The sequence below is a fragment of the Candidatus Profftia sp. (ex Adelges kitamiensis) genome, assembly GCF_020342455.1.
GTDB lineage: Bacteria > Pseudomonadota > Gammaproteobacteria > Enterobacterales > Enterobacteriaceae > Profftia.
This window is the reverse complement of record NZ_CP080506.1, coordinates 340,080-355,755: the sequence shown is the minus strand read 5'-3', so window position 1 is coordinate 355,755 and position 15,676 is coordinate 340,080. Positions and strand designations below refer to the sequence as shown.

The window sequence follows — 15,676 nt, the reverse complement described above, 5'->3', positions numbered from 1 at the left end:
ACTTGTATTAATTATTATTTATTTAAAAATATTTTATTAAAAGTACTAACATTTAATGTGCAAACAATAAAAAATTTTAATATCAATACTAATATTCACTATATTGTATTTAATATAGTGAATATTGATGATAGTCTAATAACAGACTAACCCTAAAATTTATATAAATAAAAATAATAAAGAAAAAAATAGGAGGTTAAATATTATGTTTTACTGTAATTAAATTAATGTTAAGTTTATCCAATACAAACTGTAAAAAATCTCATAATAAAGAATAAATTCTTATTAATTAAAACATTACATATGACTGAAATAACCAATCATCTGAATACATTAAGCGCCAGATTTCGTGGATTCTACCCTATTGTAATTGATCTAGAAACTGCAGGGTTTGATGCTAACATAAATGCTTTACTTGAAATAGCATCAATTACATTACGCATGACTGAGGATGGATGGTTAAAACTAGATAAAACACTACACTTTCATATTAAACCTTTTGTTGGTTCAGTTCTTGTCCCAGAGGCTTTAGCATTTAATGGTATAGATCCAGGTAACCCATTAAGGGGGGCAGTTAGCGAATATGAGGCACTATATACTATCTTTCAAGCAGTACATGAAGGAATTAAAAGACATTACTGCAATCGTGCAATTATAGTAGCACATAATGCTCATTTTGATCATTCTTTTGTAATGGCAGCAGCTGATCGTGTTGGATTAAAGCGTAATCCTTTTCATCCCTTTGCCACATTTGATACTGCCGCATTAAGTGGATTGGTTTTAGGACAAACTGTATTAGCCAAAGCATGTATTGCAGCTAATATTCCTTTCGATAATACACAAGCACACTCTGCTCTTTATGATACTAAACAAACAGCAGTACTATTTTGTGAGCTTGTTAATCGATGGAAACGTATGGGGGGTTGGCCACTCACTATGCAGTACTAAAATATCAAATTAAATCGTTAATAAGTTATGTTTAAAAAGTATTTTACTTCAATTTAAATAATATAAATTTTATAAAAATAAATTATTTTATTTTATATTAATAAATTTATTTTACAGAATGACAATAATGGATATTATCCAAAGACAAAATAAAATTTTAACTTATTTTAAATATAAAAAATAGTACTATACTTATAGTATCAATAATAATAGTGTTAATTATATTAGAAGTGCAAATTTATACTAAATAAATTAGTACTAAACGCTATTTCTTTAAATATTATTAATAAATAAATATATTTAATTTATCGTACTATATACTAAAGGAGACATAAAAACATAAAAAATTATATTTTATTTATAACTAAGTCAATAGATAAAAATTAAGAGTAAAGAAAAAATATAAGATTACTATATCTTGTATATGGTACAAAATACTATATTAAAAATTTTAAATTAAAGTATTCAAGAATTTTATAAAAATAATATTTATAAACATAAAAACTAATACTTAGTTAACTCTAATTAGCTAAGTAACTTATCAAGTAATTAGTACTAAGATTAATAATAAAATATTTTATTTTAACATTTGCAATCTTAATAATATTATTATATAATAATATTATAATATCAAGAAAAATTAAAATACTATGCTATTTATTAGTATAATAATAACTTAAATAGAAAAAAACACCTTACTATTTATATAACTATAAACATATTTTTGTAAAAACTTAAATAAAGATATACATTATCTTCTTCCATAAAGGTATATATAAGAGAATACTCCCGAGTTATTACAATAAATACAAAGTATATTTTTTATTGTATGGTATAATTATGTCACATAAAACTATTTTTAAATAGATCATACTCTCATAAATAATTATTTTAGAATATATGTAGTAGTATATAAAGTGATAATCATCTATTAATATATTAATATTATTAAATACAGAGAAAAACTTCTATATTATATTAATTTTATTATTTGAATAAGATGAATTAAATATAATTTAAATAAAATGACTTCTAAATTAGAAATAAGATAATCTTACTCAGATAAAAATATTTTTATCTTTATATCTAAAATACCTATAGTATATAAAATACATAATAAAATGAATATAAAAATTATATTTTTTAAAAAAGTTTTTACTATAACATGATCTTGTAAGTATGCAATATATCTCACTTCATAATAAATAAAAATTGGATCTTTATTATAAAATATGATGTATAATCAGGCGATATCTCATGAAAACTTTTATAGCTAAGCCAAAAACAGTAAAACATAAATGGTATATAGTTGATGCAACAGGTAAAAATTTAGGAAGATTATCCACTGAACTGGCGCGCCGACTACGTGGTAAACATAAAGTAGAGTATACCCCACATGTTGATACAGGTGATTATATTATTGTTCTAAATGCAGGTAAAGTTACCGTGACAGGTAACAAGAGTTCCGATAAAATATATTACCATCATACTGGTTATATTGGTGGTATAAAACAAACAACTTTTGCAGAGTTAATTAATTGTCATCCTGAACATATTATTAAACACGCTGTTAAAGGTATGCTACCTAAAGGTATATTAGGAGATTCTATGTACCGTAAACTAAAAGTTTATGCTAGTAACAAGCACAATCATGCGGCACAGCAACCGCAAATTCTTGAAATTTAATCGAGATTATAACAATGCCTGAAGTTCAATACTACGGTACTGGTCGCCGTAAAAGTTCCTCAGCTCGTGTTTTTATAAAACAGGGTAGTGGTAATATTTTAATTAATCAACGTAAATTAGAGCAGTACTTTAATCGCGAAACTGCTCATATGATAGTTCGTCAACCGCTAGAACTTGTGGATATGGTTGATAATTTTGACTTATATATAACTGTTAAAGGTGGCGGCATTTCTGGCCAAGCTGGTGCAATCCGTCACGGTATTACTCGTGCACTTATAAAATATGACACTATATTTCAGAGTAAATTGCGTAAAGTAGGATTTGTAACACGGGATGCTCGCCAAGTTGAACGTAAGAAAGTAGGACTTCGTAAAGCACGCCGTCGTCCTCAGTTTTCTAAGCGTTAATTTTTTATTTCCTAAAAATAAGACTTACATTTATATCGTCTTTTTAAATATAAGTATAACGATGTTAATACTTATTACTATATAAACTATATAATGCGGTAATTTATTTATACTCATTAAACTACTCTTGACTATAAGAGTAGCTAAATATAATAAGATATTTTATATATATCAGGTATTATATATCTAATGTTGAGAATCAATATTCTTTTACTATAAAAACTAACATAAAATTCAAGAATCATATTATAATTTTGTCTTTATATATTTTAATCGTACTGCAATAAAATTTGATAATTTATTTAAATTTAATAACATTTAAATGCGTAAATAAAATATTAGTAAAATTCCTAAATAAAATTACATTACTCAATGAGTATAATATAGATAAAATATCTATTATAAATTTTTATAATATCTCGTAATAATAGTATACTTAACATTATAATATTTAGTATTAAGATACTATAATAAATTTAATTGTATACATAATTTATTTGCACACTAATAAAGATATGTTGTTATAAATTATATTACTAATTGCTTTTTAGTTTTTAAAATAAAAAATAGTTTAAAAATTATTATTTAATATTACGTATAGTAATAATTAAAGACTATAAACAATTTAAATTAATGTATTTAACTAATATATAAAACTTGTATATTGTAAGAGTTACAAAATATTTCTATAAGATTTATTTATATCACTTAATTTATTAAATATTCTCTATATAATTCTTATATAGAATATAATATATAAAGACTTATTATAGTAAGTATTTATGTCATACAACTAGATTCTAATAATATATAAAATATAATATTATTATTTTTTGTATTTTTTTAAAACAAAGTCATTATTCTTTTAAAATTTATTACAGAATCAGAATAAAAATAAGAATTAACACTGCAGCGTAATAATAACACTACTGTATTTATAATTAATAAAAATCTTTTATACAAAGTATACTTAATTAAGTTTTATTAAATTTTATATAAAAAATCATAGAAATATTTCTAACTAATAAACAAGAATACATCAAAATAAAAATAAATTTATTATAATAAGATGTAGCTAAAAGGTTTATTATTTTTTGTGTAATGAATATAAAAAATCAAAATTTTTGATACTAGCTATTAGCTTGTAATATTTAAAATATTTTTAGAAAAATATCCTCCTTTTCTGTTCTTGGGGTATTTTATTAATATATTTATATTAATGTAGGTTAAATTAACAATAAACAATATATTTATTAGAATAAATAGTAAATTTATTCATTATATAAATTTCTTTATCAAAGATTAAAGACTGTATTATTAAAAATATCATATGTATTTCATTAAATATTTAGTGTTTTTAGTTTTACTGTATTCATTTCAAAACTATAAAAAATTTTCTTTAGTAAAAATAAAAATGAAATATTATTAAAGTGTTAATAGTATTAAATCTAATAACTATATTTATTAAATAATTCAATAAAAACTCTAATAGAGTTTAACTCTATTAGAGTTTTGTGTATTTAAATTTTTAATAAATAACACTACATATTAACTAATTAAGTTAATATGTAGTGTTATACTAAGCTAGTAATATGCTCAGTATAATCATTAAATTAGTTTGCTTAAATTTATTTCTTATGAAGAATACCCCATATTATCGGATAATATGGGGTATAAATATGATTTAAATACTATTTAAAATTTTAATATTTATTTTTGTTAATATAATTTTATTAGATATTAAGATTGAGATATACCATTATAAATGGATAATTTTTAATAAAAATATACACTAAAATATTGACTCATTAAGAAAATCTTAATATTATTAAAATAATAAAAGTTTTATGTATTTACAATGACAGCTATAGAAATTTTCTAATAATTTAAAAAACAATATTAACATACCTTGTATAAATAAATTGACTAAATATATAGCTTATATAGTGTATTTTAACTAAAATCGCTTTTAGAAAATAATTTATATATAGCTATAATAAATAGCTTGACAATAAAAATATTCTTTAGTATTATGCTACAATAATTCTTTATTATAAAATATTTAATATTATATAGTAATATATAAACTAAAAAATATTATATGTACTTTTAAGAAAAAAATTTCAATAAAATATTAAATTATTCGCAATTATCTTAGATATTAATGTATTAATTTAAATTAATGATTAATCTAAATTTAAACATCTACTTATGGAGTAGCTGTTGGTTCTCTTGCAATACTAACCTGTAAACCTGGTCAGATCCGGAAGGAAGCAGCCGAAACAGGCATCGTGTGTGCCGTGATGTAGCTAACAGCCACTCCTCCTACTTGATTTATATTTCTTAGATATTTTTATACATATAATTTACCATCCAATAATTAAACAATAAACATTAAGTGAATTTAAATAAAAATTTTATATTTTAATAAAAATATAGGTTTATAAAATTAAACTTCCACGTTATTATACTTAATATAATGATTATTTTATATATATTCTATATAAATTTTTGCACTATAATATAATGCTCATTTAGTTTAATGATGAAATTACCCTTTTGTCTACTTAAATAATATTAATGTCTTTATTTAAATACTAAATATTTTTTATGTAGATAAAATAATTATATTTTTAGTTTATATAATCCTTATAGATTACTTGTATTTTTATATACAATGATTTAGTTTTATTCCCACTAAAATACAAAAATATTTAATTTATATATAAACCAAGTATCACTACACTCTTAATTGAATTAGTAATATCTTTATTCAAAAATGAAGAACCTAAAGTAGGTTAATAAAAAAAACATCCTTGTACTTATTTTATATACTATAACTTAAATAATTATATTAAATATTAAAAGTTTATTATAGATAATTCTATTAGTCTATAAATTTTATTAAAAAACTATAAAGATACTATTAATATAGATATAAAATATCTAACCAAATATTGTCTATTACAGTTAAATATATTTTATATATAAAATTATATATTTTTATAATATAAAAATTCAAAAAATAGTAAAATATTTATACGTTATCATAATAATATTTATTAAATAATTTAATATTGAGTTAAATTAAATATTTAAATGTAATATATTCAAAAATATCATGTAAAATTGAGAAATAATTAAACTTTTTATTTTTAATATTTTATGTTTTGATGCTTTATTTGAAAAATTGGCTTATTTTTGCTTTTAAAATATCTATAGCAATACGGTTTTTACCACCACGAGGTACAATAATATCAACATATTGTTTAGATGGCTCAATAAACTGTAAGAACATTGGGCGAACTGTTTTTTGGTATTGAATCATAACAGAATCCATAGAACGTCCACGTTCATTTACATCACGTCTTATACGACGCATTAGACATATATCTGGTGGTGTATCAATAAATATTGAGAAATTAAGTATATTACGTAAACGGGAATCGGTTAGTAATAAAATACCCTCTAGAATTATTACTTTTTTTGGTTTTAGATGAATAGTACCTTCTTTACGTGTATGTTTTGTGTAGCTATACTGCGGAAGTTCAATAGATTTACCTATTTTTAGCATTTGTAAATGCGTAAATAATAGAGTATGATCCATAGCATTAGGGTGATCATAGTTAGTTTTTATACGTTCTTGCATTGTTAGATTAGTCTGATCTTTATAGTAACAATCTTCTGGAATTACACCAATATTTTCCTCACCTACTTGTTCACGCAATTCAAGATATAATGTATTAGCTATCAAACTTTTACCTGAGGCAGATGCGCCTGTGATACCAATAATAACGCAATTATAAGTATTATCAGTCATATAATTTAATACCTAATTAATAATTAATTAAATTATCTTAAGTAAGATAGTATCTACTGTATGCAGGAAATATTATTCCTATAGATAAGTATTTATTAAATTCAATATATTATAGATGCATAATAAGTTATACTATAATAAGATTATGAATCTATGTATTTTCTTAAATATCTATCGTTAGTGTTCTAACAAGATTTTAACGTATCTATCAAAGATGTTTATTTTTTGTTTAATAATAAAAAAATTCATATCATGCTCTATCAAAAATTTCTACTAATCAAAACGCATTTTTTATTCTTATTTAAGAAAATATTGATTATAAAATTATCAATAAGTTAATTGATAATTTTATAATCAATATTTTTTCATTCATCTATATAGAAATTTAAATTTAAATAAAAAACTCATATAGTAAATATATAATATTAAAGATTAAAGAATTATTACGTATATACCACATATCTTGATATAAAGGAGAGTATACATTAAGAATACTAACTCTGATAAGTTGACATTGTCAATATATAAATTTTATATTACTTATAGATTTAAAATAATATAAATAAAGTAAGAAGATAAAATATAACACATTATTTATTTTAAAATCCATAATGATTTTTATATATAACAATTTTTAATGACTAAAAAATAATATCGTATCCTTTAATAAAACGTATTTATTTTATTTAAAAAAATGTTATAATCTCAATCTAGATATTATCTCATTATTTTATCATTAGTCATATAGCTAATACTATATGTGATAATTAAATCAAAAACCTCTAATATGTGTAAGTAAAAATTATTATCTAAATAAAAAAAACATTTAAACATAAAGCAAAGAATAATAGTTTTATATTAAAAATATAAAATTTTAAGTAGATTGATGTTTTTTTAGGTATTATATTATTTTTTTAATCTATAAAAAGATAGAATAGTTATTGAAGTTTATTAAATGACGTTAAAATATCCTAAAACTGAATATATATTTTAAAAGTTATTTTAATATAATTTATAATAAAATATTAAATAATATTACATTTTAAAATATATCTAATGATATAAATCATTATTTTATTTAAATAAAAAATACATTTATTAATTAAAATTATATTTAAAATTAAAATATAATTATTTTTTTATATAAAAATTTTCATATTTTTTATAAAACTAGCATAAATTAGATATTATTCTTATATATTATATAGGGATAATAATTAAAAGAATTATTCACCTAACTATATACCATGACAACATACTATGTTTACAAATTATAAGATAATAATATTTTTTAGAAGTTATAAAATAACTTAATAAATTTTTTTTTGATATATAATAAAGGATTATATATCAAATATATCTCCATATCTATACTATTTCATAGACTAATATATTAGTTAATTAATAAAAAAAATAATATATATCAATCTAAAATATCATAATTTATCAATAATTTAATTAGCATAAAAAATTATAAAAGATTTAATAAATGATAAAATATAGGATCAGATAAGATCTTATCTATAACAAATAACCAAGAAATTTAGTAACATAATTTATAAATTTTAGCAAAATAGTTACTACCTAGTAGGGATAATAAAATATGCAATACTATTGCATATCATTTTATTTATCATTACTAAAATATCTATTTTAGAGTTCTTTAAGAAGAAAATATTGTAAATATAATAAAGATTATTATATTCTATGAATATATTATCTATACATAAAGTTACATATTTTATAAAAATATTTTCTTCCCTTGATATATATTATCGTATATAAATATAATATTATTATAATGTTATTTATAATAAGTATAAAATTTATTTTAATTAAAATAGCTCTAATAAAATATCAGAAGTGTATCTATACTATAAGTATTAAAATATTTTATCAAGTAATATAAAAAATTTTGTTGTAAATAATTTATAAACTAATCTTAGTTATTTTAGTAAAGCTATAATTTGTATTATTTATACCTAAATAAAATTATTTACAGGAAAAATAGTAAATAGGATAATAATAACTTATTATGTATTAATAAATATTTTACTAAACTTAGTATAAAATAGTAACTAAAGGGATGAAAATTTTTTTTTAAAAAACTAAGTGAATTCTATAAAATTAACTTCATTAAATTATACAAGATATCCTTATAAAATAAGGATATCTTGTATAAGATATATTAAATATACAATTAGCAAATAATAAATCAAATATTAATTTTTATACATACTATTGTAAATTAACTCTACCTTTTTGTAAGGTACACAATTATATCACGGGATACAACGCATTATCCACGCCTACGTACAGCCTCAAATAGACATATACCAGTTGCTACTGAAACATTTAAAGAGGAAACACTACCATTCATAGGTATACTTACAAGTTCATTGCAATGTTCACGAGTTAAACGACGCATGCCATTGCCTTCGGATCCCATAACAAATGCCAATCCCATTTGGTTTGTTATATTACTTTGATAAAGATCATAGTCAGCATTTATCATGGTACCGACAATCCATACATTTTTATCTTGAAGTAAACGCATAGTACGAGTTAAATTAGTTACACTAATTACTGGAACTGTTGCAGCTGCACCACAAGCTACTTTTTGTACAGTTGCATTTAACTGTACAGATCTATTACGGGGGATAATTACTATATGTATTCCTGCGGCATCAGCACTACGTAAACATGCTCCTAGATTATGAGGATCAGTTACACCATCAAGAATCAATAAAAATGGTGGTTTTTTTAGGTTTTCTAAAATTTTAGGTAAATCTTTTTCTTGATAATGGTTTCTTATGTGTATATGAGCTACTATTCCCTGATGTACAGCGCTATTTACTTTTACGTTCAGCTCATACCTACGTACAAAATGAATTAGAATACCTATTCTCTCTATTTCTGCTATTATCAACATTAAGCTGCAATCTTTGTGACCACTAGTCACAAATACTTCAATAAAACTCTTTGGATCACGTTTAAGTAGTACCTTAATAGCGTGAATGCCATAGATTATTTCGCTCATAATTATAAACGCTATAAAGTTAATCTATTAAGCCCAAATAATAATTGATAAAAAGAAAAACCTAATTATTTATTTGAAATAAAATAACATATTAATTACCTAATTATTTTTAATAACTACTTATTTTTCTATTATACTAATAATATAATTAGGATTTTAATAATATAATAAAATAATTATTAAATTATTTTAAATAATATAATAATTTTACATATATTAATACATAAATATTTTTATTTAATAATTTAATGAGTTTAATATAGATTAAATATTACTTATGTAACACTTGAATTAGTTAATATATCGTTGATAATTTATTAGATATCAATATCTAGATTATTTAGTATCACATTTTTTATTTATAAGGACTATTTTTTATTTTATTTATAATAATTATAACAATAATTAACACAAAATATTTTCAATAATAGTGTTTTTATGGTAAAAAATAAGTTAATATGCTTTTGATATATTTATTTATATGATAAATATCAAATAGAGTAAATAAAAACTATAATTTAGAACATAACAATACTTTTATATAAAATTATAAAAATTAAATAATATATAAATTTAACAACACAATAATTCTATAATACTTTATATAATATTTATCAAAGATAATTAAATTAAAGTAAATTTTATAAGTTATGATATATTACTATAATAGTTACTATATCTATCTGTAATTTATAATCAACCGTTAATAACGATATATTCTTAATAAGATATATCTATTTAAAATATAATTATTAATATTTTTTAAATACTATTGGGTATGATATACTATATAGTCCATTCACTAAATTTTAACTTAGTTATTATCATTTTTAATGAGAAATATAATTATCTTAATTTATCTATGTTATAAATAATATTATTACCATTTAAGGTATTTTAATTGCAATTTTGATTCAAAAAGTTATTTGACTTAAGTATAGGTTGTTGTTAATGCTTATATATTCCAGTAGACTATACTATTAAAATAATATAAATGTAAAATACATATTACTACCGTATAAAATATATTGAAAATTCATACAGCTTAAATAAGCAATTTTATTATATTATATTATACAATATCAAGTATAAAAGACTTTTAGTGTATAGAAATTTTGATTACCTTATTCCATATATTTTATTTGGATAACGTATAAGTAATTATTTTAATATTAACATGTATTATTAAAAATTATTATAATAGAGAATAAATTTCTTCCTAAGATAGAATAGTGTAAACAAACTAACATTTAAATTTTTTATATTATAAAATATGTACAGAAGAGGTATTAGTAGTACCATTTGGCATTAGTGCACCAGAAACCATCACTACTACATCTCCTTGATGAGCTAAACCGCTTGTAATAGCTACTTCTTTTCCGATAAGATAAAAATTATCAATAGAAATAATATCCTTTATCAAGATGGGAACTACCCCTTTGCTTAAAATTAACTGGCGAGAAGTAACTGGATTATTAGTTAAAGCTAAGATCATAGCATCTGGAAAGTATTTACGTATAGCTTTAGCAGATTTACCTTTAGAAGTAGCAATAATAATTAAATGTGCATTTAATTTTTCTGCAATTTCTACTGCTCCACAACAAACAGCTTCGGTAATATGCAATTTAAAGCTGTTATGAATGGTTTTAATCCGTTTGTGCATAACACGATCTGTACGTTCACAGATAGATGCCATAATATTCACTGCTTCTATAGGATATTTACCATTAGCGCTTTCACCAGATAGCATAACAGCATCAGTACCATCTAAAATAGCATTTGCAACATCACCTGCTTCTGCGCGAGTTGGACGTGGCTTTTTGATCATAGAATCAAGCATCTGAGTAGCAGTAATCACTACTTTACTTGCCCAGTTACATTTTTCAATAATCATTTTTTGAGCAAAAATTACTTCTTCGACCGGAATTTCAACACCTAAATCACCACGAGCTACCATTATACCGTCAGAAGCATCTAAAATCTCTTCAAAATTATTTAGACCTTCTTGATTTTCTATTTTAGAAATAATCTGAATACTTTCGCCGTCATGTGCTTTAAGATGTTCGCGTATTTTTATTACATCAGAACCTTTACGTATAAATGAAGCTGCAACAAAATCAACTTTTTGCTCACATCCAAATATTAAATCACACCTATCTTTTTCATCTAAAGCTGGTAGTTGAATTGAAACGCCTGGAAGATTAATGCCTTTATTTTCTCCTAAATGACCTGCATTAAGCACCTTACACACCACCTCATTTTCTAAAACTGCTATTACTTCCATACCAATTAAGCCGTCATCAACTAATACAATGTTACCAATTTTTAAGTCAGTAGCAAAACCTGGATAAGTTACTGCTACACGACTTGTATTACCAACTATACTATTATGATCTGTAGTAAAAGTAAAAGTTTGACCAACAATTAATTCTGCTTCTTTACCACTTTCTAATTTCATAGTACGAATTTCTGGACCCTTAGTATCTAATAATATAGCTGCTTTCTTACCAGTTTTCTGCATGACAGCACGGATATTTTTAATGCGCCTTCCATGCTCTTTATAATCACCGTGAGAAAAATTTAGACGCATGACATCCATACCGGCGGTCAACATATTATTAAGCATTTCTTCAGATTCGGTCTTAGGACCTATGGTGCATACTATTTTAGTCTTTTTCATGAAGTTTATTTTTTCTGCAAGTCATGATGGATTTTAAAAGTAATAGTCGCGCTCAAATAAAGTATGAGATAATATATACTAAAAGTATATAACTTAAAAATTAAATACTCTTTAATTATAAATATAAGTAATTCAAATTACTTGATACAAATTAAAATAAATTATCATTAAATTATATAGGTTATTTTAAATAAAATAATCTTGTTGAAATAAGAACCTCTTAGCTAAGAGTATTGTATATTTTTAATATAAAATTTTCATATTAACAACATGTAATAAAATTACAATCGTTTAATAATTATTATTACATTAATATCATCCACAATTCATATAATATCAGATTTAAATAAATTATTTAGGAAAAATCAAACTCTATTCTTACTATAACAGATTATTAATACTAATTAATAAGAATTAATGTATTTTATATACTTCTTTGTTCTCTACTTAAAATATTTTTATCGTAAGATGTCTTATAATATTATTATTTTGTCTCATTAATATATTTAAATAATTTATATTACTAATATAATTTATCTAAGATCTTAATGGTATATTATTTTAATAATAAATATAGTCTATGACTATTAATCTGTTTTAAAATAAAAACTATATAGTAAGGGATAAATATAAATTATTCTTCATCTCATTTCATTTTAATATCTATAATACTATTATAGATAATTTTATAGGTTATAAACTTAAACATTGATCTAAATACAAAATACTTATACTTATCTTTAATAAAAAAATAATATTCTAACAATAGAAAAAATACCTTAAAATTAGTATTTATGGTGCGTCCGAGTGAATTCGAATCACTGACATCCACCATGTCGAGGTGGTGCTCTAACCTACTGAGCTACGGACGCATATTTATTATTGTTTATATATAGATTTTAATCAATATTAAAGATATATAATAATACTTACAATACTCATTATAAAAAATTTTATTTACTTTAATATTGTACTAAATAATAAATGTATCTTTAATTCAACAAGATAATTTTAATTATTTAAGATAATTTACTGAAATAAATATGTAATATTTATACAAATTTAAACTATTAACGAGTTGCTCTCTGTAATATCCATATAGAAGGATGATTTTGTAACCAACGTATACGCATAGCTATCATTACAGCAGCAGAAGTTAAACCAATAATAAATCCAGTCCAAAAACCACTTGGCCCCATTGCTGGGATCACGTAATTGGTTAGAGCAAGTATATATCCTACTGGCAATCCTAATAGCCAGTAAGCTGTAAAGGTAATAAAAAAAATAGAACGAGTATCTTTATAACCACGCAAGACACCACTACCAATAACTTGTACAGAATCAGAAATTTGATAAATTGCTGCTAATAGCATTAAATGAGATGCCATAGTAATTACTTCATCGTTATCATTATAGATCATAGCTATCGATTCACGAAATATAACCGTAAAAATTGCTGTACATGCTGCCATAGTTATTCCGACAGCGAGACTAGTATGTGCCGCAATTTTTGCATTATCAGCTGAACCTTCGCCAAGAAGATGTCCAACACGAATAGTAGCCGCTACACCTAATGACATAGGTAGTACAAACATCATTGAACTAAAATTCAAAGCAATTTGATGTCCAGCTACTGAAACAATACCAAGAGGTGAAACTAATAGAGCAACTACTGCAAATAATGTTACTTCAAAAAATAGTGCTAAAGCAACTGGCATGCCAATATTAATTAAACTATAAATTGTTATCCATTGTGGTGTTGCTATATGTTTCGGTTTTAAATCCTTCAAGCTAGGAGAGTGACGTACATACCAATGCATAATAAAGTACATAACCCAATATACTGTTCCTGTTGCTATACCGCAACCAACACCACCAAGAGCTGGTGCTCCAAGTTTACCATAAATAAAGATATAATTTACAGGTATATTAACAAGTAATCCAATAAAACCTATTACCATCCCTGGTTTAGTTTTTGATAAACCCTCACACTGGTTACGCAATACCTGAAATAATAGGTAGCCAGGAACTCCCCACATAATAGCATGTAAATAACCAATAGCTTTTTCAGTTAAATCCTGATCTACATTATGCATCATATATATGATATATTTTGCATTATAAAGTACAGTAATAATTATACTAGAAATACCTACAACTAACCAAAATCCTTGTTGCACTTGATGAATAATCTTATCGCGTCGACCAGCACCATTTAATTGTGCGATAATAGGTATTAGTGCGAGTAATAATCCATGTCCAAAAAGAATAACTGGTAACCAAATAGAAGTTCCAATTGCAACTGCTGCCATATCTGTAGCACTGACTCCACCCGCCATAATAGTATCAAGAAAACCCATGGCGGTTTGTGAAACTTGCGCAATAATCACAGGAATAGCTAGAGTTAATAAACTGCACGCCTCTATCCAATATTTCTGCACATATACACCTTTTATTTGTATAATAAAAAAATAAACAGATCTTTATAGAAACATTAAAAATATAACTAAATAATTTAAAACTTATTAAAATAATAAAATTTAGTCTTATAAAATACACTAAGAATGTAAATATATAATTTAATTAGATATATTATATATTCTTTATAATTAGTAAACAAACCCAAATTCTATAAATAGATATAATTATTGTACTATTTATCTAGATTACAATAATAATTTTTTAAATATAAAAATTAAACTTAATAAATTTTTTACTACTTTAGTATAAACAAATCATTATATTTATAAAAAGCAATAAAAATAAAAAAGTATATTTTAATTTTTAATATAACTTTAAGCAAATTACTATTTAATTTCATGTAGAATATTATTCTAAATTATTTATTTATATTCACCGGCATCGTGTAATATACAGCTATGGTAGTATCTATATATGATAAAAAATTTTCAGCTAAGTTATAAAATTTTCGTAGGAGTTATTATAAAATTTATAACTAGGTGTATCAGTAGTTAATAACGTATATCATTTTATATTACAAAAGTGAAAGATAAAAGCGTTAGGTTTTATTTAATAAAAATAAATAATTATACATCACTCTTTTAAGTTAAGTATAAATAAGTTCTATAGTAAAT

7 protein-coding genes, 1 tRNA gene and 1 other RNA gene are annotated in these 15,676 nt (G+C 22.6%); 4 read left to right on the top strand and 5 right to left on the bottom strand.

Features of this window, described 5'->3' with window-relative positions; translation table 11 throughout:
• Positions 1-303: 303 nt before the first annotated feature.
• The 4 genes from rnt to ffs all read left to right on the top strand — a co-directional run bounded on the left by rnt (position 304) and on the right by ffs (position 5,359).
• On the top strand, positions 304-948 hold the full coding sequence (rnt, locus tag K0T98_RS00830; protein ID WP_225639525.1) for a ribonuclease T: 645 nt from the start codon (positions 304-306) through the stop codon (positions 946-948).
• Positions 949-2,205: 1,257 nt separating this feature from the next.
• A complete protein-coding gene (gene rplM / locus K0T98_RS00825; RefSeq protein WP_225639524.1) occupies positions 2,206-2,634 on the top strand; it encodes a 50S ribosomal protein L13 in 429 nt (142 codons plus the stop codon).
• Between the two features lie 14 nt (positions 2,635-2,648).
• A complete protein-coding gene (gene rpsI / locus K0T98_RS00820; protein ID WP_225639523.1) occupies positions 2,649-3,041 on the top strand; it encodes a 30S ribosomal protein S9 in 393 nt (130 codons plus the stop codon).
• Positions 3,042-5,262: 2,221 nt separating this feature from the next.
• Positions 5,263-5,359, top strand: an RNA gene (gene ffs, locus K0T98_RS00815) — signal recognition particle sRNA small type.
• A gap of 860 nt (positions 5,360-6,219) precedes the next feature.
• On the opposite strand, the gene udk is transcribed toward ffs, so the two are convergent.
• The 5 genes from udk to K0T98_RS00790 all read right to left on the bottom strand — a co-directional run bounded on the left by udk (position 6,220) and on the right by K0T98_RS00790 (position 15,022).
• Positions 6,220-6,861, bottom strand: coding sequence for a uridine kinase (gene udk / locus K0T98_RS00810; RefSeq protein WP_225639522.1), 642 nt, complete (start codon positions 6,859-6,861; stop codon positions 6,220-6,222).
• A gap of 2,299 nt (positions 6,862-9,160) precedes the next feature.
• The gene (rlmB, locus tag K0T98_RS00805) at positions 9,161-9,901 is read right to left on the bottom strand and encodes a 23S rRNA (guanosine(2251)-2'-O)-methyltransferase RlmB (protein ID WP_225639521.1); all 741 of its coding nucleotides are present in this window, start codon (positions 9,899-9,901) and stop codon (positions 9,161-9,163) included.
• 1,264 nt (positions 9,902-11,165) lie between these two features.
• The gene (pykF, locus tag K0T98_RS00800) at positions 11,166-12,581 is read right to left on the bottom strand and encodes a pyruvate kinase PykF (RefSeq protein WP_225639520.1); all 1,416 of its coding nucleotides are present in this window, start codon (positions 12,579-12,581) and stop codon (positions 11,166-11,168) included.
• Positions 12,582-13,376: 795 nt separating this feature from the next.
• Positions 13,377-13,453: transfer RNA gene (locus K0T98_RS00795), tRNA-Val, on the bottom strand.
• A 198-nt stretch (positions 13,454-13,651) separates the two neighbouring features.
• Positions 13,652-15,022, bottom strand: coding sequence for an MATE family efflux transporter (locus tag K0T98_RS00790; protein ID WP_225639519.1), 1,371 nt, complete (start codon positions 15,020-15,022; stop codon positions 13,652-13,654).
• Positions 15,023-15,676 lie beyond the last annotated feature (654 nt).